A 19,692-nucleotide genomic window follows, 5' to 3' on the forward strand; every position below is an offset into this window, starting at 1 on the left:
CCCAAGACTGGAGGGGTCGAGGCCCCGGGCGGCCGTCCGGGGCTTCCGGACGCGCCCTGGCAGGATCCCTCCGAGGGCGCCATGCAATACGAGTTCCCCATCTTCGAGCACCTCTGCCCCTCCTGGGGCAAGGTGACGCATCTGGCCACGCGTCAGGTGCACGCCAAGGGGGCGCTCATCCTGGACATGGACCAGCCCGCCGACGGGGTCTACTACGTCCAGGAGGGTATGGTGGACACCGCCCTCTACACGCTCAACGGGCCCGAGAAGGTGCTCTACAGCGTGGGCGAGGGGTGCCTGTTCGGGCAGGCCTGCTGCTTTTCCACCGGCACCACGGGCGAGGCCACGGTGTGGGCCCACACCAACTGCACCCTCCACTTCTTCCGCAAGGAGACCATCGAGGGCCCCATCGCCCGGGAGCACCCGGAGCTGCTCCTGGAGATGGCCGGGCTCCTGGGCCACATCGTGCGGATGTACGGCGTCTGGCTCCAGGACAGCCTCAGCCAGGACCTCTTCGAGCGGGTCTGCAGGATCCTGGTCTACTTCGTGCGCTGGAAATTGGGGGGCGCTCCCATGGGCAAGGAAGTGACGATCAACGCCGAGCTCACCCAGGGCGACCTGGCCCGGCTCCTGGGCCTCCACCGGGTCAGCGTCAGCAAGGCCGTGGGGCGCCTGAGGGACCAGGGCATCATCCGGCGCTTCACCAAGAACGAACTGGACATCGCGGACTTTCCGGGACTCTGCCGGTTGGGGCAGGTCCCGGATCATCGTTAGAACTGATTCCAGAGGAGTTGGTTCGTCACCTCGTGGTGGAACTGGATCTCGCAGGCCTTGACGATGGAGCCCAGGGCCTTGGGGCAGCGCTCGGCCTGGAGGAGCTTGACCTCGGCGAACTTGGCGTGGATGTCCTCGCCCAGCGCCTCGGCCAGGAACCGGGAACTCTTGAAGAGCCGGATGGCGTCGAAGATGTTGTCAGGCAGGAACCGGGTGCGGGGGCGCTTGGTGCCGTCCTCGGGTTCGCCGGCGGGACCCTCCAGGCCCGTCTTCAGGAGGGCGTAGTAGAGCATGTAGGGGTTCGCGTCGGGGCCCACCGAGCGCACCTCGATGCGCGCGGACTGTTCGTTGCCCAGGGGGATGCGGATCATGGAGCCGCGGTCCGTGGGGGAGACCTTGATCTGGTTGGGCGCCTCGAAGTGCGGGTCCAGGCGGCGGTAGGCGTTGACGCTGGGATTGAGCACCAGGCAGAGTTCGGCGGCGTTGGCGAGGATGCGGTTCACGAAGTCCCAGGCCGTGGGGGAGAGCCCGTCCCGGCCCGCGGCGTCGAAGTAGAGGTTCTTCCCGTCCCTGTTCGCGGAGATGTTCGTGTGCATGCCGTTGCCGTTCACGCCGGCCACGGGCTTGGGCAGGAAGGAGGCGGTGAGGCCCATCTGGGCCGCCACCTGGCGGGCCAGGAGCTTGTAGAGCTGCACCTGGTCGGCGGCGACGTTCAACTCGGCATACTTGTAGTTCATCTCGAACTGGGAGGGGGCCACCTCGGGGTGGTCCTTCTCGTTGGAGAAACCCATGGCCCGCTGGGCTTCCGCCGAGGTGTCGATGAAGGCGCGCAGGCTGTCGCCGGGCAGGGAGTGGTAGTAGCCGCCCGTGGAGATGAACTCGAAGGCGTTGGTCTCGTGATAGTGGCGCTCGGCGTCGCGGCCCTTGAAGAGGAACCCCTCGATCTCGTTGGCGGCGTTCATGACGATGCCCTCCTTGGCGTAGAGGGCCTCGGTGATGTCCCGCAGCCGCGCCCGGAAGTCGGAGGCGTAGGGGGTGCCGTCCTTCTCCATGACGAAGCCGAACACCAGGACCTTGCCGGCCCCGAAGATGTCCGCGGGCAGCCAGTAGAACGCGGGCCAGTCGATGGCCAGGCGCAGGTCGGACTCGGCCTGGGCGGAGAAGCCGCGGATGGAGGAGCCGTCGAAGGTGAGGTTGTCGTACGACTTGAGGAGGAATTTCTTGTCGTAGTCCAGCATGTGGAGCCGGCCCTCGATGTCGGTGAAGGCCACGGTCACGGCCTTGATGCGCTTCTCGCCGGCCAGGTACGCCATGCGCTCCTCGCGGATCTGGTCCAGGGGCACCCGGTCCAGGCGCTGCTGCTTGGCGTGGAGGTTCATCTCCTCCAGGGTGTCGTAGGGAATCTCCAGGAAGGTCCTGAGGCTGTCGTTGACCATGGCGCATTCTCCTGGGCAAAACCTTAAAGTTGGCTTGCTTGAAATAAAACTAGGTTCGATAATCATAAAAATCAAGTAAATTATTTTAAATGTGCGCGAGTGAGGTCTGGAACGGGAGGGCTTCCGGTTTCGCCCAATTTCCGCCATTCTGGAACCATGCAGCACCCGATGGATCCCTACTTCGCGCCGCCGGAAGGCCGCATATTCAGCTGTTTTCCCGGGGCGGAGGCCCGGGAGGGACAGAAGGAGATGGCGGAACTGGTGGACGACGCCATCCGGGAGGGGGCGGCGAGATTCGATGCCTGGCGCAACGGCGGGGGCAGCAAGGACACGCGCCCCGACGCCCTGGTGCAGGCCATCGAGGCGGGCACGGGCACCGGGAAGTCCCTGGGCTACCTGGTGCCGGCCCTGGCTTCGGGGCGGCGCCCGGTGGTGGTGGCCACGCGCACCAAGCAGCTCCAGCGGCAGCTGCTGGACGAGGACCTTCCCCGGGCGCGGGGCATCCTGGGCCGGGAGGTCAAGGCTGTGCTGGCCAAGGGGCGCAGCAACTACCTGTGCAAGAGCGCCTGGGAGGCCCTGGAGGCCCATCCCCCGGCGGAGTTCGCGCTGGCCGACCACGGCCTCTGGCTGGCCATGGCCCGCTGGGCCAAGGAGACCGTCGCGGGGGACCGGGAGGAGCTGGGGCGGTACGGGGAGGGGGAGTCCGAGCTTTGGGACCGCGTGAACGCCCGGGCCGAGCGGTGCACGGGCCGCCAGTGCCCCCACTACGAGGACTGCCACCTCACGGCCCTGCGCCAGGAGATCCTGGAGGCCGACCTGGTGGTGGCCAACCATGCCCTGCTGCTGGCGGACCGGGTCCTGCGGGAGTCGGCCTTCGGGCAGGTGCTGCCCGACGCGCCGGTGCTGATCCTGGACGAGGCCCACGAGGTCGAGGAGCAGCTCACCGACAGCTGCTCGGAGCAGTGGAGCAACCGCGCCATGACCATGCTCTTCCGGGACATCGCGGACGAGGCCTCCAAGGAGCCCGAGGGCGCCATGATGGACGCCCACCTGGGGCCCTGGGAGGATGCGTGGTCCGCCCTGATGGCCGCGGTGCCCCTGGACAGCGGCACCTTCGGCTTCGAGGATGACCGGCTCGACCTGAAGCCCCTGGCGGACGCCGTGGGGGCCTGGGTGGAAGCCGGCCAGGCCGCCTGGAAGGAGGCGAAGCGCCTCGCCGCCCGCCGCGTGGACGGCAACCCGGAGGACATGGCCTGGCGGAAGGTGGCCGAGCGCATCGGGGTCGCCTTCGACCGCATGGAGCGGATCTTCGCCCAGCCGGCGGGGTGGGTTTCCACCATCACCCGGGAGGGCCCGCACATGGTGCTCTTCAAGGCGAACCCCGTGGACGTGCGGCCCTTCTTCCACCAGCACCTGCGCAGGGGCTTCGAGACGGTCATCCTCACCTCGGCCACCCTTCGCGACGGCAAGGGGTTCAAGGGCCTGAAGCTGCGCCTGGGCTTCACGGACGAGGAGGCCGACCAGAGCCGCCACGTGGAGAGCCCCTTCGACTTCCCCAACCAGGGTCTCCTCTTCATTCCCCCGGACCTCCCCGCCCGGCGCCCCGGCCGGGACGCGGTGGGGGACCCTGCCTGGGTGGAGGCCAGCCTGGACGCCATGGCCCGGCTCATGACCGCCAGCCGGGGCCGGGCCCTGGTGCTCTTCACCAGCCGCAAGATGCTGGCCGCCTTCCGCCCCCGCCTGGAAGCCGCCCTGCCGGGCATCACCTTCTTCGTGCAGGGCGAAGGCATGACCCGGTCGGCCATGATGGAGCGCTTCAAGAAGACCCCCCAGGCCGCCCTGCTCGGCCTGGCCAGTTTCTGGCAGGGTGTGGACATGCCCGGGGAGGCCCTCAGCCTCGTGATCGTCACCGCGCTGCCCTTCACGCCCCCCGACGACCCGGTGCTCCAGGCCCGGGTGCGGGAGGCGGACAACCTCAAGCAGGGCCTGGGCTTCGTGGGCATCCAGGTGCCCCAGATGACGCTCAAGCTCAAGCAGGGCATCGGCCGCCTCATCCGCACCCGCACGGACAAGGGGGCCGTGTGCATCCTGGACCCGCGCATGATGCTTCCCCACGAGGATCCCAGCGGCAAGCGCTACGCCGCCCAGGTGCGGGCGGCGCTGCCTCCCTTTCCGCTCAGTCGGGATTGGGCGCAGGTGGAGGCGTTCCTGAGAGCCCTTTAGGCTTGCGAGTGAAGGAGGCCAGGGCCGCTTCCAGGCCCGCGAGGCGGCCGGTGGCGTCGGGGAAGACGGGCAGGCTCAGGTCCGGCAGGTCCGTGGGCTCGCCGGCGTTGGCCTCGAAGAGGTCCAGGGGCGTCGCCGTGAGCCCGGGGCCATGGCGGTTCATGACCAGCCAGGCCTCCGTGGCGTCCTTGGGGAGCACCTGCCAGCAGAGGTCCTCCAGGGGGCCGGCCTTGGCCAGGTCCGGGTAGTCCCGGGGTGGGAACCCCAGCTTCACCTCCCGAAGGCGGTCCTCCAGGGGCCTGAACACGAACAGCCTGCGGGCCAGGGGGTTGAAGAGCACCATGAACTCGAGGATCTGCACGGACTCGTAGCCGGCCTGGAGGGTGGCGGCGGCCACGGGGGGCACCTTCCGGCCCCACTCCAGGCAGCCCGGGTCGGGGTAGGGGGCCAGGATGGAGGTGTCGCGGCCGTTGGGGGCCACCGTCTCCAGGAGGGCCCGGTACGCGCGGGTCCGGGGGTCGGCGGTGGCCACCAGGAGGATCCGCCCGGTCATGTCCACCTCGAAGTCCATGAACTCCAGGGCGGGTTCGGCCTTGACCACCCAGCGGCCCAGGTCCGGATCCCGCCGGAGGATCCTCCGGTCCGACTGCATCCACAGGGCCCCGTCCCGCCACTTCCGGCGGGTGCGCAGGAGCCCCGACGCGGTGGCGGGCCCGGGCTCATGCCACCGGGAGGCGAGGCGCCACGGGGCCTCCGGGGAGGTCCAGGCGGGGTCGATGAGGCAGGTGCGGTCGCCCAGCACCAGGAAGCGGCGGTGGCCGAAGTCCTGGCCGGCGTCCAGGGGCAGGTCGATCGCGCAGCGGCCCGTGAGAAGCCTGGCCGGGGGTTCCTGACCCGCCAGCCCGCCCCCGCACAGGAGGCTCAGGACCAGGCATACGTGGGAAGGGGGGAGCATCGCCATGGGGCCCCTGCCGTCACTTGCACTGGGAGGAATCGACGATGCTCCCCCACTGGGAATCCGGGTAGCTGCAGAAGAGGATGCAGCGGAAGCCGGTGGCCAGGCTGGATTTGAACTCGCATTTCACGGGCGCGTGGCCGTGCTGGTCCGCCTTGGGGCAGCCGGTGGCCACGCAGCCTTCGGCCAGGCCGTCCGGAGCGGGAGCCGGATCGGGGGCGGGGTCCTGGGTGGGGACGCGGCGATGGCCGGGGGCCTCGGCGGTTCGGGCGGCCAGCGGCAGGCAGGCCAGGGCCAGGGTGGGGATAAGGGTCTTAAAAAGGGTCATCAAAGCTCCTTGGTGTTGAAAAGGAGATTGTAGATGGAACCGGAGGGTCAAAAATAGGCCCAAAAAGCCATAAAAATGGCATTATTAAATGAATGTATCAATTCATATGAATAAAAATCAAAGCAGATCCAGCAGCCCCGCCACTTCCATGCGCAGGTCGGGGATGCCCGTGCCCTTCTCGGCGCTCACCCAGGCGATGTCGCCGGTCTCCAGGTGCAGGTCAGCGGCCACGTCCCGGCGCTGGGCCAGTTGGCGGGAGGGCTTCACCTGGTCGCACTTGGTGGCCACGATGCGGTAGGGCAGGTCCACGGAATGGAGCCATTCCAGCATCTGGTGGTCCAGCTTCGTGGGGCCCACCTCGGCGTCCACCAGCACGTAGACCATGCGCAGGGTCCGGCGGCCCGTGAGGTAGGACTCGATCATCTCCTGCCAGGCGGCACGTTCCTTGGCAGGACCGGTGGCGAAGCCGTAGCCGGGGAGGTCCACGATCCACCGGTCGGGACCGGTGAGGAAGACGTTGATGAGGCGGGTGCGGCCGGGGGTCTTGGAGGTCTTGGCCAGGCCCTTCTGCATGCACAGGGCGTTGAGCAGCGAGCTCTTGCCCACGTTGGACCGGCCCACGAAGGCCACCTCGGCGTGGCAGACCCCCAGGGTCCGCACGGTGGCGGCGGAAGTCACGAAGCGCGCATCTCGAAGGGGCTGGGCCATGGGTTCTCTCTCGTTTCCAGGTCCAGCTTGGCACAACCGGAGGCGCTACCGGAACCGGATCAGGCGGCGCCGCCCGCGGTGGACCGCAGCAGTTCGGGGAAGGTGTTCACGAAGCTGTGCCCGTAGCCGGGGTTCTCGATGCGGAGCTTGCCGGCGTGCTCGTTGCCGATGATGGTCCGGATGCGCACCAGCTGGCCCAGTTCGGCGTCCTCCAGGAGGAAGCCCGAAACCCTCACCACCTGCGGGGTCCGCGCGCCGTCCCTGGGAAGGGCGGGCAGCCGCTCCCCGGGGCGGGAGAGGACCCGCTCCACTTCAACCCAGGTTCCTTTGGCTACGATGCACACCAGACCACCTCTTCGAAGGCTTTTCCTGATTCAAATGCATTCAACCGTTCAGACCGTCCGGCTTCTGCCGGCTGCGGGAAAGCTGGTTTCAATGAAAATCATGGCACAAATTGATAACCATTTCCCCCAATGTTTTGCATTTGAAAAGGGATTCGGGCCAGGGACCTTCGCATGTGCAATGGCGGCTTTACCAATCGTCCAGCCGACCCCGGGGCGCACCGGTCCTCGGGGGCCGGGTCGCCGGGGAAATCGTCCTGCCCGTTGACGCTATGTCAAGGCGGGGGGGCCGTCCAGGGGGCGCATCGCCTCGGGCGGCGGACCCAGCACCACCGTGCTGGCCGGCGCCGGATAGTCGAAGGCCACCCGGCCGTGGTCCAGGCCGATGAGGCGCTTGCGCATGCGCTGGATGAGATTCCGGTCGTGGGTGGCCACCAGCACCGTGGTGCCCTGGCCGTTGATGCGCTCGAACAGGGACATGATCTCCTGGGCCAGGTCGGGGTCCAGGTTCCCGGTGGGCTCGTCGGCCACCAGCACCAGGGGATCGTTCACCAGGGCCCGGGCGATGGCCACGCGCTGCTGCTCGCCGCCGGAGAGCTGCATGGGATAGCTGGCCAGCTTGTGCTGCAGCCCGACCATCTTGAGGGCGCGGAAGGTGCGCTGCTTCTGTTCGGCGTGGCTCACGCCCAGGATCTTGAGCACGAACGCGACGTTCTCGAACACCGTCATGGTGCGGATGAGCTTGAAGTCCTGGAACACCACCCCCATCTTGCGCCGCAGGACGGCGATCTCCTTGTGGGGCATGGAGGCCAGGCGGTGCCCGGCCACGCGGATCTCGCCGGTGGAGGGAACCTGCTCCCGGAACAGCAGCTTGAGCAGGGTGGACTTCCCGGCGCCGCTGGGTCCGGTGAGGAAGATGAACTCCCCGGAGTCGATGTGGAAGCTCACGTCCGCCAGGGCCGTATGGATGCGGCCGTACTGCTTGCCCACGTGGGTCAGGGTGATCATGCCCCTAGCATCCCACAACCTCGGTGTACCAGCCACGGGCCCGTTCGGGGCTGATGTCCCCGTGGAGCAGGGCGCGCCCGTCCCGGAAGAGGATGATGTTCAGTTCGCCCTCCTTGCCCGAGAGGGAGAGGGGATTGAGCTTCCAGGTGTTGCCGGTGCGCTGCTCGACCCGGGTCCGGAGGGACTCCAGGTCCAGGGCGCCCGGGGGGTTCACCCGGATCTGGACGCCGTCCAGGCCGCAAAGGCGGGAGGCCTTCACCGTCCAGCGGGCGTTGAGGAACTCGGTGACCTTGTCCGTGCAGAAGCGGCAGCGGGTGGCCGGCAGGCTCAGGAACTGGCGCTCGTTCTGCCAGAAGTCGAACCGGGCCAACTCCTTGTGGGGCTCGGTGCCGGTGAGGAGCTTGATGGCCTCCAGGGCGGCCCAGCTGCCCACGATGCCCACCGTGGGGCCCAGGACGCCGGCCGTGTCGCAGGTGTCGATGTCCCCGCTGGGGGGCGGCTCCTCCATGAGGCAGCGCAGGCAGGGGGTCCGGGGCGGGTCGATGGGCCACACCAGGCCCTCGCCGCCGATGGCGCCGCTGTAGATCCAGGGGGTGCCGGTGAGGATGGCGTAGTCGTTGATGAGGTACCGGGCCTCGAAGTTGTCCGTGCCGTCCATGATGAGGTCGTAGCCGGCCAGGAGCTCCCGGGCGTTGCCGCTGGTGAGGTCCGTGACGGCCGCCTCCACCTGGATTTCCGAATTGGCCTCCCGGAGCCTCTGGGCGGCCACCTCGGCCTTGGGCCTGAAGAGGTCGCCCTCCTGGAAGAGGATCTGGCGCTGGAGGTTGGAGGTCTCGACGATATCCCGGTCGATGAGCGTCAGGAGGCCCACCCCGGCCCGGGCCAGCCACCCCGCGATGACCGAACCGGTGGCGCCCAGGCCCACCACGGCCACGCGCCGGGTCCGGAGCCGGGCATCGGCCGGGGCCCCCAGGAAGATGCGCTGTTTGGCGTACCGGTCGGACATTCCACCATCATAAACAACAAGGGACGGATGGGCATCCGTCCCTTGGGTCCGTGCGTCTGCCGGGTTTAGTTGCCGGAGCCGTTCTGCGCTTCAGCCATGGCCTTCTCGTAGTCGCTCTGGAGGCGCTGGCCGTCGGAGATGGCGAACTTGTAGATGTACTCGAAGCGGTCGGCGCCCTTGGTGAGGCCGATGATCACTTCGTAGACGCCCTCGCCGCCCACTTCGAAGGGGGAGGCGATGACGTTGAAGGTGCCTTCCTTGGCGCCGTCGGGGATCTGGACGTCGCTGTCGCGGATGATGTCCTTGCGCTCGCCGCCGGGGGAGACGATGGAGAAGCTGAACTTGAAGATGCCGTCCATGCGGGAGAAACGGGTGTAGAAGCACACCTTGGGAAGGACGAAGGGAACCTGGGGCACCACGATGTGGTGGTCGTAGAGGCCCATGAGGGAGGTCTTGCCGCCCATTTCCTGCCGGATGTCGTCGCAAAGGAGGGTGAATTCGTGCTTGGGCGCCTTGATCTGAACTTCTTGCATGGGATCTCCTGGTTGAACTGCAAGTCTACCTCCAGTGTGCCGCCACTCCAAGCAAAGTGCGCCGGAAGCCTCCTCCGGTTATCTTAGGGAGACCAAGATTCATGGGGGGAAAGGTGCTTCGTGCCGTCGGAATCCTGCTGTGCGCCGCCTTCCTGCATGCCCAGGAGGTGCGGCTGCAGATCCTGGGCACCACGGACGTGCGTGGGCACGTTTTGCCCCAGGACACCTTCACCCTCCAGCCGGCCCCGGGCGGCTGGGGGCGGCTGGGCAGCCTGATCCGGACCCTCCGGGCGGCCAATCCCAACACGATCCTGGTGGACTGCGGCGACGGCACCCAGGGGGAGCCCATCAACTACGTGTGGAGCCGCCTCAAGCCCGCCTCCCCGGAGCCCACCATGGCCATCATGAACGCCCTGGGCTACAACGCCATGGTCGTGGGGCACCAGGAGTTCGACAACGGGTTCAAGCTCCTGCGGACCATGGAGGAGCAGGCCCAGTTCCCGTGGCTGGCCGCCAACGTCTTCTTCACCGGCACGGACAAGCGCGCCTTCACCCCCTACCTCAAGCTGGAGGTGGGCGGGGTCCAGGTGGCCATCCTGGGCCTGGTGACCCAGGCCCTGCCAAGCCTGGTGGGGCGGGAGACCACCGAGGGCCTGAGCTTCCAGGACCCCGTGCAGGCGGCCAGGGACCTCATCCCCCGCCTGCGGGAGCACGAGAAGGTGGACCTGGTGGTGGTGGCCCTCCACGGGGGCGCGGGCGATGCGCCCTGCGGAACGGACCTGGAAAACCAGGCTGCCTGCTTGGCCGATCAGGTGAAGGGCATCGACTTGATCCTGGCCGGGCACACGCGCCAGCAGGTGTCGATCCGGCGCAACGGCGTCCCCATCCTCCAGGCGGGCACCGGGGGCCAGGCCCTCGGGGTGGCTGAGGTGGTCCTGCGCCGGGCGCGGTCCCGGTGGGAGGTTGCGGCCTGCGAGGCCCGCCTGGCGACCCCCGGCGCCGACCTGGAGCCGGACCCAGCGGTCCTGCTGGCCACCGCGGACCTGCGGGCCTTCACCGACACCTATCTGAACACCCTGGCCACGAACCTGGCCACGGACCTGGACGGCCGCTGGTGCCGCATGGAGGACACGCCCCTGGCCCACCTCCTGCACACCGTGGTGCGGCAGGCCACCGGCGCGCAGATCACCGCCGTGCCCGCGCCGGCGTCGCGGCTCTTCATCCCCAAGGGCCCCACCTCCGTGCGGCAGTTCTACGCCCTGGCCCCCACCGAGGAGCCCGTGGCCCGCATCCGCATCGACGGGCGCCAGCTGAAGGCCTACCTGGAACAGGCCGCGCGCACCTTCAACTTCAGCCACCAGCCCGACCTGTTCATGCGGGGCGTGGCGCCGGACGCCTTCGACACCCTGGACGGGTGCGCCTACGCCCTGGACATCTCCCGGGCCCCGGGCTCCCGGGTGGTCAAGCTCGCCTTCCAGGGTCAGCCCGTCACGGACGACCAGGTCTTCACCCTGGGCCTTCCCGCGCGGCGTCTGGCGGGGGAGGGCGGCTACCTGGAGGCCATGGGCTGGAAGGGCGCCCCGGATCTCGTCACCCCCTCCTCCCTGCGCAACCTCCTCCTGGCCCACGTGCTGAGCCAGCCCTCCCTGGCCCCGGGCACCTCGGACAACTGGCGGATCATCCCCGCCCTGGACCGGGAACGGGTTCTCGCCCAGCAACCCTGACGGGATTCGCGGCATCCAACCCCCAAAGGGGGGAAACGTGGAACTGACCAGGATCGGCCTCGGCACCTATCTGGGCGCGCCCGACGCGGCCACGGACGCGGGCTACGAAGCCTCGGCCCGTGCTTTCGCGGAAGGCGGCGGCAACGTCTTCGACACCGCCGCCAACTACCGGGGGGGCCGTTCGGAACGGGCCCTGGGCCGGGCCTTCGCGGGCCGGGCCCGGGAGGGCTTCTTCGTGAGCACCAAGGCCGGCTACCTTCCCATGGGGGACGGCGGCGAGTCCCCCCGGGACTGGTTCCAGCGGGTGCTGGCGGGCCCCGGCATCCTGGCCCCGGATGAGGTGGTCGACGGCTGCCACGCCCTGACGCCCCGGTACCTCGCCCACCAGCTGGGGGTCTCCCTGGAGGCCCTGGGCGTGGCCCGGGTGGACCTGTTCCACCTGCACAACCCCGAGCAGCAGCTGCCGGCCCTGGGCCGCCCCGCCTTCCGGGAGAACATCCGGAAGGCCTTCGGCGCCTGCGAGGACTTGGCGGCCCGGGGGCTCCTGGCCGAGTACGGCTGCGCCACCTGGAACGGCTTCCGCGCCGCCCCCGGCGCGCCGGACCATCTCAGCCTGGAGGAGCTCCTGGAGGACGCCGAGGCCGTGGGCGGCCCCGGCCACCGGTTCCGCTGGATCCAGCTGCCCCTCAACCTGGCCATGCCCGAAGCCTTCACCGCCGCCACCCAGCCCTTCGGGGGCAGGCTGCTAACGCCCCTGGAGGCCGCCCGGGCCGCGGGGCTCCGGGTTCAGGTGTCCGCCAGCCTCATGCAGGCCCGGATCCTGCCCCGGCTGCCGGCGACCCTCTTCCCCGGCTGCGCCACCGCCTCCCAGGGGGCCCTGCAGTTCGCCAGCTCCTGCCCCGGCGTGACCACGGCGCTGTGCGGCATGGGCCGCACCGCCCACGTGGCCGAGAACCTGCCCGTCCTGGCCCTGCCCAGGGCGAGGGAGGAGGATCTGCGCGCCCTCGTGGGATGATGTCCCCATGTTCGTGCTCGCCATCTCCCCCGGTGAAGGCTTCGACCCGTCCCGCTGGGAGCGGGTGCTGGCCTCGGGGGTGGACGCCTTCATGATCCGCGAGCCTGGCATGGAGGCCGGGCCGCTTCTGGGCGCCGCGCGCTGGGTGCGGGAGCGCGCCACCGGCCTCGAGCTGTGGGTCAACGGGCGCCTGGACGTGGCCCTGGCCGCGGGCTGCGGCCTCCACGCCGGCGAGGCCCATCCGGCGGTGCCGGATGGCCTCCTGCCCCTGTCGCGGCCCATCCACGACCCCGCCCAGATTCCCGGCCGGGCCGGGGCGGCGCAGCTGATCCTCTCGCCCATCTTCGGGGTGCCCGGGAAGGGACCCGCCTGGGGCGCCCCTCGACTCAAGGAGGTGCTGGACGGGATGCCGGAAGGGGCGTTCCGGGCCTTGGCCCTGGGGGGGATCACCCCCGGGAACGCGGCGGCCCTCCGGCATCCCAGGCTCGCGGGCGTGGCCCTGATCCGGGGACTGTGGATGGCCGGAGACCCCAAGGGGGCCATCCAGGAACTGCGGAAGGCATGGGCCTGAATTCCCTTTTCCCTCCGCGATCCTCTGCGAGCCCTCAGCGCCTCTGCGTTCAATCCTTTTCCTGGGTGCTTTCGCGCATTGGAACCAGGCGCCGGCAGGACCTTGAAAATGACGAACGCGGAGGCGCTGAGGACTCGCGGAGGGTCGCTGAGAAAAGAATTTTAAGGACTTTTCCTAGAGCCCGGCGAAACGGTCCGTCGCGGCCACCAGGGCCCTGCAGTTGGGGGCGTCGAAGGCGCTGTGGCCGCAATCGGGGGTGATCACCAGGTCGGCCTCGGGCCAGGCGCGGTGCAGGGCCCAGGCGCTTTCCATGGGGCACACCACGTCGTAGCGGCCCTGGACGATGACGCCCGGGATGTGGCGGATCTTCGAGGCGTCGCGCAGGAGCTGATCCTCGGGGTCGAACCAGCCCTTGTTCATGAAGTAGTGGCACTCGATGCGGGCGAAGGCCAGGGCGAACTCGTCCTCCTCGTAGTGGCCGGTGAAGTCGGCGTCGGGCACGAGCTTGCTGGTGCCGCCCTCCCATCCGCTCCAGGTCTTGGCGGCCGCGAGGCGCACGGCGGGGTCGGGGCTGGTGAGGCGCTTGTGGTAGGCGGTGAGCAGGTCGCCCCGCTCGGCTTCGGGGATGTGGGCCAGGTAGGGCTCCCAGGCGTCGGGGTAGAGGATGGAGGCGCCGCGCTGGTAGAACCAGTCGATCTCCTGCTTGCGCAGCAGGAAGATGCCCCGGAGCACCAGCTCGGTGCAGGCCTCGGGATGCTTTTCCGCATAGGCCAGGGCCAGGGTGGAGCCCCAGGACCCGCCGAACACCTGCCACTTCGCGATGCCCAGGTGGACGCGCAGCTTCTCGGTGTCGGCCACCAGGTCCCACGTGGTGTTGTCCTCCAGGCTGGCGTAGGGCGTGCTCTTGCCGCAGCCCCGCTGGTCGAAGAGGATGATGCGGTACTTCTCCGGGTGGAAGAAGCGCCGCTGCTTGGGGTCGCTGCCGCCGCCGGGACCGCCGTGGAGGAACACCACGGGCTTGCCCGCGGGGTTGCCGCTCTCCTCGTAGTAGAGGTCGTGCGTGGCGGAAACCTTGAGCCGGCCCGTGGCGTAAGGCTCGATGGGCGGATACAGCCAGGTGAGGGGGTCCTTCACGGGATGGGCGTTCATGGAATCTCCAAGGAGGGGAACCCGGAGACCGGGTTGAACAACTATAGGCAATTTCCGGCGACACGGCTCGGCGGTTATAGTGGGTTTTCTGTCGATCAGCGAGAGGTGGTGCGTGGAAGACTTCTTCATCTTCGTCGCGTTCCTGTGGCTCCTTCTGGAGACCCTCCAGCGGAGGTCCCGGTTTTCACAGCTGGAATCCGACCTCGACCAGGTGAAGGGCGAACTGGCGCGGTTGCGGGGCCCCCGGCCCCCCGAAGCACCCGCCGCGCCTCCTGCGCGGCTGGATGACACCGCACCGGTGGTGGTTCCCCAGTGGATCCGGGAGCTGCCTCCCCCCCTGCCCACCCCGGCCGCGCCGCCCGCGCCCACGCCCCTGGCGGCGCCGCCGCCCCTCCCGCCCGCGGCCGCCCCGGCTCCGCCCCTTCCGCCCACGGTGGTCTCCGCTCCGCCCCTGCCGCCTCCGCCCCCCGCCGAACCCCGGGCGCCCTTCGACTGGGAGTCCCTGGTGGGCGTCAAACTCTTCTCCTACATCGCCGGCATCGCCCTCCTGGTGGCGGCGATCGCCTTCCTGAGATACGGGGTGGAGCACGGCTGGCTCGGGGCTCCCGTGCGCATGGCCATCGGCCTCCTGGTGGGCCTGGGCCTCCTGGCCGGGTGCGAGACCCGGCGCGCCCGGGCCTACGCCGTCACCGCCCAGGCCCTGACGGCCGCGGGCGTGGCCACGCTCTTCTCCACCTTCTACGCGGCCTCGGCCCTTTGGCATCTCCTGCCCGGGGCGGCCTCCTTCGTGCTCATGGCCCTGGTCACGGCCGTCGCGGTGGGGCTCTCCATCCGCAGGGATTCGGTGTTCATCGCCCTCCTGGGCCTCCTCGGGGGCTTCGCAACGCCGCTCCTGCTTTCCACGGGGGAGGACCATCCCATCGGTCTGTTCGGCTACCTCGCGCTCCTGAACATCGGGCTGGGGTGGGTGGCCTACCGCAAGCGCTGGCCGCTGCTCACCGCCCTCACGCTGGCCTTCACGGCGCTGTACCAGCTGGGCTGGGTGGTCAGGTTCCTGGACGCGTCCAAGCTGGGCATCGGCCTGGGCGTCTTTCTCCTGTTCCCGCTGCTGGGGCTGGGCGCCCTGTTCCTGTCCCGGGACCGGGAGGCGCCGGCGCTCTTCCGGCACACCGCCTCCCTCTCCGCGCTTCCGCCGCTGCTCTTCGCCATGCACATGGCCATGAACCCGGTGTACGGGCAGCACTTCGGCCTCATGTTCGGGTTCCTGTTCCTGGTGGCCGCGGGGCTTGCGGCCGTGGCGCTCCTGAAAGGGCCGGAGTGGCTACACGCCCTGGGCGCCGCGGCGGTGCTCCTCGTCTTCGCCACCTGGCTGGGCTTCAGCTACACCTCGGATGCCTGGCCCGCCATCCTCGGGTTCACGGCGCTCTTCGCGGCCCTGTACCTGGGCGTCCCCTGGCTCCAGGCGCGGCTCACGATCAAGCGTCCCTTCCTGGGGACGGGCCTGCTCGCGGTGAGCGCCGCCCCGGTCCTCATGGGCGCGTTCACCGCCCTGGTGTTCCTGGAGCCCGCCACGGCCTCGCCCCTGGCGCTGTTCGGAGCCGTGCTCCTGGTGCTGGCCCTGGCCGGGGCCTACGCCATCCGCTTCGGGGAGGGGACCGTGTGGTTCCTGGCCGCCCTGTTCGCCCTGGCCGCGGAGACCGCCTGGTCCGCGCGCCACCTGGACGCCACCCGCCTCCTGCCCGCGCTGCTCGCGTACGGCGGCTTCAGCCTGGTGTTCCTGGCGGTGCCCCTCCTGGCGGCGCGGCGGGGCCGGACCCTGGAACCCGAAGGGAGCGGCGCCATCCTGGCGTTTCTCAGCGTGGGGCTGCTGTTCTTCCTGGCGGCGCCCGGCGTGGCGGAGCACAGCCTGGGCGTGCTGGCGGCCCTGCTGGGCCTCCTGAACCTGGGCCTGCTCTTCGAGGCGGGGCAGGGGCGGCGCCCATGGCTCTGCGTCCTGGGCCTGGCCTTCAGCTTCCTGGTCCTGATGGCGTGGTGGGCCTGCGCCCCGGTTCGCGGGCAACTGCTGCCGGCCCTGGCGGTGGTGCTGGCCTTCAGCCTGCTGGTGCTGGGGGGCACCGTGTTCCTGCGTGAGCGCGGCCCGGCCTCGCCCCTGGGCGCCCAGGGCAGCCCCGAGACCCTCATGGGCCTCACGGGCCTCCTCTTCCTGGTTCCGGTGGCCGGCGACCACCGTCTGGCCGATCCCCCATGGCCCTTCCTCGCGGTGCTGGCCGTGCTGGGCCTGGCCATGGGCGTGGCGGCCCTGCGCCTGCGCCGGGGGGCCCTGCTCGCGGGGTGCGCCGTGATCACCCAGCTGGTGCTGGCGGTGTGGATCATGGGCGGCGGGCGCACCGGACCCGCCATGGTCCTGGCCCCCTGGGCCGTCCTGGCCTTCGCGGCCCTGGGCTACCTCTGGTTCGAGCTTTCCCGCGGGCGCGGGGACGGGCTTTTCGCCCTGGCCGCGGGCCTGGGCCTGGTGTCGGCGACGCTGGTGCTGGCCCTGCACGGGGGGAACGCCCCGCATCCCTCCCTGGCGACCCAGGTGTCCGTGTACGCGGCCCTGGGGCTGGGGCTCCTGGCCCTGTCGCGGCGCTCCGGGTCCCAGGCCTGGGCCGTGGTGCTGGCCTGCGCCAATGGACTGGTGGTCCTGGCCCTGGCCGATCCCCTGCGCACGCCCGTCCAGGCCGCGCACCTGCTGGCGGTGGCCGCGCCCCTCTACGCCATGCAGCTGGTCAACCCGCTCCTCCTGGACGAGGCACGCGCGGAATCCCGCCTGCCCTGGGTGGGGGCGGTGCTCGCCAGCGCCGTGTTCTTCCTGGGGGCGCGGCCGGCCCTGGGGGTGCTGGGATACGGGGGCGCCATCGGCGCCCTGCCCGTGGTCCAGGCCCTGCTCCTGGTCCCGCACGTGGCGCGCATGCGCCGCCGGGAGGGGCCCGCGGCCCTGGCCAACCTCGCCCTGGTGGCGGGGGCGGCGCTGGCGTTCATCACCGTGGCCATCCCCCTCCAGCTGGACAACGAATGGATCACCCTGGGCTGGGCCCTCCTGGGCGCGGCCCTGGCGTGGCTCCACACGCGGGTGCCCCACCGGGGGCTGGTGGTCTGGTGCGCGGGGCTCTTCGCGGCGGTCTTCGTGCGGCTGGTCTTCAACGAGGCCGTGTTCTCCTACCACCCCCGGGGCGATGTGGTGATCCTCAACTGGTACCTCTACGCCTACCTGGTGCCCGCGGCGTGCTTCTTCGTCGCGGCGCGCCTCCTGAAGGACCGGGACGACCGCGTCCTGCCCGCGCTGCCCGGGCTCTCCCGCATCCTGCCCGGCGGGGGCGCGGTGCTGCTGTTCCTGCTGCTAAACATCGAGATCGCCGACGCCTTCAGCACCGGACCCGTGCTCACGTTCAACCTGGCGCACGGAAGCCTCGCCCAGGACCTGAGCTACACCATCGGCTGGGCCGTGTTCGCCATCCTGATGCTGGTGGCGGGGGTCACGTCCCGGAGCCGCCTGGCCCGGGTGGCGGCCATCCTGCTGCTGACCGTCACCGTCCTCAAGGCCTTCCTGCACGACCTCTCCAGCCTCACCGGGCTCTACCGGGTGGCGTCCTTCGTGGGGCTCGCCATGTGCCTGGCGGGGGTGGCGGTGATCCTCCAGAAGTTCGTGCTGCGCCGGACGGAGGCCTCCGAATGATCCGCCTCCTTGCTGCAGGCCTCCTCTGCCTGGGCCTGGCCGCCCAGACCCGGCGCATCCAGCCCGCGGGCCCCGGGCCCCAGCGCCTGGACGTGGACCTGGTCCTCCTGGGCGCCACGCGGAACGGACTGGCCGACCTGCGCATCCGGGACGCCGCGGGGCGGGAGGTGCCCTACGTGCTGGTGCCCCCCGATCCCCGCGCCGCGGTGTGGGTTCCCGCGCGCATGCTGCCGCTGCCCGCCACCAAGACCACCAGCGGCCTGGAACTGGACCTGGGCGCGCCCCTGGCCACCTCCCGCCTGCGCCTGGAAGGCCTGCGGCCGCCCTTCCTTAAGCGGTTCCGCCTGGAGGGAAGCGGGGACCGCCAGCGCTGGACCGAACTGGTGAAGGCCGGCAGCCTCTTCGACCTGCCCAGCGACGGCCTGCGCCTGCTGGAGGTGGAATTCCCGGAGGGGGACTACCGCTACCTGCGCATCGTGTGGAACGACGCTTCCAGCGCGCCGGCCCCGGCGCCCCGGGCGGCCTTCCTGCTCAAGTCCCGTTCCGCCCCGGTGCTGCCCCAGGCGGACCTGCCCTTCCTGCGGCGCCCTTCCGAGCCCGGCGTCAGCCGCTTCACCCTGCGGCTCCCGGGGCCGCGCATTCCGCTGCGGGCCCTGGTGCTCACCGTGGCGGGGGACGGCCCCCTCCTGAGGGAGGCCCAGGTCACCGAACCTCGCCTGTCCGCATCCAGCCTCGCTCCCCGGAACCTGGGCGCCGCGCGGCTCCGGCGCGCCCAGGGCGGCGCCGCCTACGACCTGCGGATCCCCGTGGAGACCCCCGAAGGCTCCGAGATCGACCTGCGCGTGCAGGACGGCGACAACCCGGGCCTGGACCTCGCCGGGGTGCGCGCGGAGCCGGAACCCCAGCCGTGGATCTACTTCGAGGCCAAGGACGGGGGCGCCCTCACCGCCACCTGCGGCGACCCCCGCCTGGGCGCGCCCAGGTACGACCTGGAGGCGCGAAGGGACCAGCTCTCCCGCGCCGGGACGGCCCGGGCCTCCTGGGGGCCCGAAACGGCCGCGCCCCCGCCCCCCGCGGGCATGCTGGACGGAGGCGCGGGCGCGAGCCTGGACGCCGCCGGCTTCCGCTTCCGCCGTCCGGTGCCCGCGGGACCTCCGGGTCTGTGCGCCCTGGCCCTGGACGCCCACGTCCTGGCCACCAGCCCCCGGCTCCAGGACCTGCGCCTCCTGGACGCCGGAGGCCGGCAGATCCCCTACCTTCTCGAATCCCGCGACGAGCCCCTCTCCCTGCCGGTGCCCTGGCCCCGGGGCGACACGAAGGATCGCGTCACCACCTACCGGATCGGGCTGCCCCAGCCCGGGCTCCCCGCCTCGCGCCTGGTGCTGGAGACGGGAGCCCGCGTGTTCCGGCGCCGGGTGCGGGTCCTGGACGGTGAATCCCGGGCCGTGCTCGCCGTGGCCGACTGGAGCCACGCGGACCCCGGCGCCCGGGCCCAGGCCCTGGTGATCCCGCTGCCACAGGCGGGACGCGGCCTCGCCGTGGAGGTGGAGGAGGGCGACAACCAGCCCTTGGCCATGGAATCGGCCCGCCTCCTGCTCCCGTCCTGGCGCCTGCGCTTCTTCCGCCCCGAAGGCCCGGTGCTCCTCTGCTACGGCCGCGACCTGGAGGCGCCGGACTACGACCTGGCCCTCTTGGCCGGGCGCCTTCGGGATACGCCGGCCCGGGAACTCGAACTGGCCGCCGACACCGGATCTGCCGCGGCGACGGAGGGGAGAATGAAGGCGGTGTTCTGGGGGGCCCTCATTGTCGTCGTGGCGGGGCTGCTGTACCTGCTGGCAAGGCTCCTGGGCAGGGAGGGGCAGGAAACGGGGCGCTAAGGGGTGTTGGAAATGAATGGGGTGGAAAGAAAAAAGGGGATCGTACCCCTGCTTTGAGTTCGAGAACCGGGATTTTTGCACCGCAAGGTGAGTCCCTGGACGGATTGTCCAGGGCGGCTCGGGAAGACCATAGAAAAGATCAAACGCTGGGGCGCAGAGGGCTCGCTGGGGCGCTGGGGAAAAGAAGAAAGAGAACCTTGGGGGCTAATGGGAATCCGGTCGGGGATGGCCAGGATCCGGTGCGTCGTTCCCAACAGGGGTAGATCTCCCAGCGCCCCAGCGAGACCCCAGCGCCCCAGCGTTTGTTTTTTTCTTGGATTTTGCGGCGC

16 protein-coding genes are annotated in these 19,692 nt (G+C 70.2%); 7 read left to right on the plus strand and 9 right to left on the minus strand.

What is annotated here, in order from left to right; all coding sequences use genetic code 11:
• Positions 1–81: 81 nt before the first annotated feature.
• Complete coding sequence (locus tag ACZ5LB_RS16720) at positions 82–774, plus strand: Crp/Fnr family transcriptional regulator (protein WP_464603339.1); 693 nt, start codon at positions 82–84, stop codon at positions 772–774.
• On the opposite strand, the gene ACZ5LB_RS16725 is transcribed toward ACZ5LB_RS16720, so the two are convergent.
• Positions 771–2,210, minus strand: a complete 1,440-nt coding sequence (locus ACZ5LB_RS16725; protein WP_464603340.1) for a glutamine synthetase family protein — start codon at positions 2,208–2,210, stop codon at positions 771–773. The two genes, ACZ5LB_RS16720 and ACZ5LB_RS16725, sit on opposite strands and share 4 nt — an antisense overlap.
• Before the next feature lie 156 nt (positions 2,211–2,366).
• On the opposite strand from ACZ5LB_RS16725, the gene ACZ5LB_RS16730 reads away from it, so the two are divergent.
• Positions 2,367–4,433 carry an ATP-dependent DNA helicase gene (locus ACZ5LB_RS16730; RefSeq protein ID WP_464603341.1) on the plus strand — a complete coding sequence of 689 codons (2,067 nt, stop codon included), beginning with the start codon at positions 2,367–2,369 and terminating at the stop codon, positions 4,431–4,433.
• Here ACZ5LB_RS16730 and ACZ5LB_RS16735 read toward each other — a convergent pair.
• From ACZ5LB_RS16735 to ACZ5LB_RS16765, 7 genes are all read right to left on the minus strand, one after another.
• The gene (locus ACZ5LB_RS16735) at positions 4,387–5,394 is read right to left on the minus strand and encodes a hypothetical protein (RefSeq protein ID WP_464603342.1); all 1,008 of its coding nucleotides are present in this window, start codon (positions 5,392–5,394) and stop codon (positions 4,387–4,389) included. The genes ACZ5LB_RS16730 and ACZ5LB_RS16735 overlap by 47 nt on opposite strands.
• A 13-nt stretch (positions 5,395–5,407) precedes the next feature.
• Positions 5,408–5,716 (minus strand): hypothetical protein, encoded by a 309-nt coding sequence (locus ACZ5LB_RS16740; protein ID WP_464603343.1) that lies wholly within the window; start codon positions 5,714–5,716, stop codon positions 5,408–5,410.
• Between the two features lie 117 nt (positions 5,717–5,833).
• Positions 5,834–6,424 carry a ribosome biogenesis GTP-binding protein YihA/YsxC gene (yihA, locus tag ACZ5LB_RS16745; protein WP_464603344.1) on the minus strand — a complete coding sequence of 197 codons (591 nt, stop codon included), beginning with the start codon at positions 6,422–6,424 and terminating at the stop codon, positions 5,834–5,836.
• 59 nt (positions 6,425–6,483) lie between these two features.
• Positions 6,484–6,768, minus strand: a complete 285-nt coding sequence (gene ortA / locus ACZ5LB_RS16750) for a 2-amino-4-oxopentanoate thiolase subunit OrtA (RefSeq protein WP_464603345.1) — start codon at positions 6,766–6,768, stop codon at positions 6,484–6,486.
• Between the two features lie 267 nt (positions 6,769–7,035).
• Positions 7,036–7,773 carry a cell division ATP-binding protein FtsE gene (gene ftsE / locus ACZ5LB_RS16755; protein WP_464603346.1) on the minus strand — a complete coding sequence of 246 codons (738 nt, stop codon included), beginning with the start codon at positions 7,771–7,773 and terminating at the stop codon, positions 7,036–7,038.
• Between the two features lie 4 nt (positions 7,774–7,777).
• Positions 7,778–8,779: a ThiF family adenylyltransferase gene (locus ACZ5LB_RS16760; RefSeq protein ID WP_464603347.1), complete on the minus strand. Its 1,002-nt coding sequence runs from the start codon at positions 8,777–8,779 to the stop codon at positions 7,778–7,780.
• Between the two features lie 65 nt (positions 8,780–8,844).
• Positions 8,845–9,312, minus strand: coding sequence for a DUF6941 family protein (locus ACZ5LB_RS16765; RefSeq protein WP_464603348.1), 468 nt, complete (start codon positions 9,310–9,312; stop codon positions 8,845–8,847).
• 113 nt (positions 9,313–9,425) lie between these two features.
• Between ACZ5LB_RS16765 and ACZ5LB_RS16770 the strand changes: the two genes are divergently transcribed.
• Genes ACZ5LB_RS16770 through ACZ5LB_RS16780 form a run of 3 tightly spaced genes read left to right on the plus strand, consistent with a single transcriptional unit; the run spans position 9,426 to position 12,622 of the window.
• Positions 9,426–11,036, plus strand: coding sequence for a bifunctional metallophosphatase/5'-nucleotidase (locus ACZ5LB_RS16770; protein ID WP_464603349.1), 1,611 nt, complete (start codon positions 9,426–9,428; stop codon positions 11,034–11,036).
• A gap of 37 nt (positions 11,037–11,073) precedes the next feature.
• A complete protein-coding gene (locus tag ACZ5LB_RS16775) occupies positions 11,074–12,051 on the plus strand; it encodes an aldo/keto reductase (protein WP_464603350.1) in 978 nt (325 codons plus the stop codon).
• A 7-nt stretch (positions 12,052–12,058) separates the two neighbouring features.
• Positions 12,059–12,622 carry a thiamine phosphate synthase gene (locus ACZ5LB_RS16780; protein WP_464603351.1) on the plus strand — a complete coding sequence of 188 codons (564 nt, stop codon included), beginning with the start codon at positions 12,059–12,061 and terminating at the stop codon, positions 12,620–12,622.
• Positions 12,623–12,796: 174 nt separating this feature from the next.
• Here ACZ5LB_RS16780 and pip read toward each other — a convergent pair whose 3' ends face one another.
• Positions 12,797–13,771 carry a prolyl aminopeptidase gene (pip, locus tag ACZ5LB_RS16785; protein WP_464603352.1) on the minus strand — a complete coding sequence of 325 codons (975 nt, stop codon included), beginning with the start codon at positions 13,769–13,771 and terminating at the stop codon, positions 12,797–12,799.
• A gap of 112 nt (positions 13,772–13,883) precedes the next feature.
• Between pip and ACZ5LB_RS16790 the strand changes: the two genes are divergently transcribed.
• Both ACZ5LB_RS16790 and ACZ5LB_RS16795 read left to right on the plus strand, forming a co-directional pair.
• Positions 13,884–17,486 (plus strand): DUF2339 domain-containing protein, encoded by a 3,603-nt coding sequence (locus ACZ5LB_RS16790; protein WP_464603353.1) that lies wholly within the window; start codon positions 13,884–13,886, stop codon positions 17,484–17,486.
• Positions 17,483–19,363: a DUF3999 family protein gene (locus ACZ5LB_RS16795; protein ID WP_464603354.1), complete on the plus strand. Its 1,881-nt coding sequence runs from the start codon at positions 17,483–17,485 to the stop codon at positions 19,361–19,363. The genes ACZ5LB_RS16790 and ACZ5LB_RS16795 overlap by 4 nt, the downstream gene beginning before the upstream one ends.
• Positions 19,364–19,692 lie beyond the last annotated feature (329 nt).

This window comes from Mesoterricola sp. MK458, from assembly GCF_055384935.1.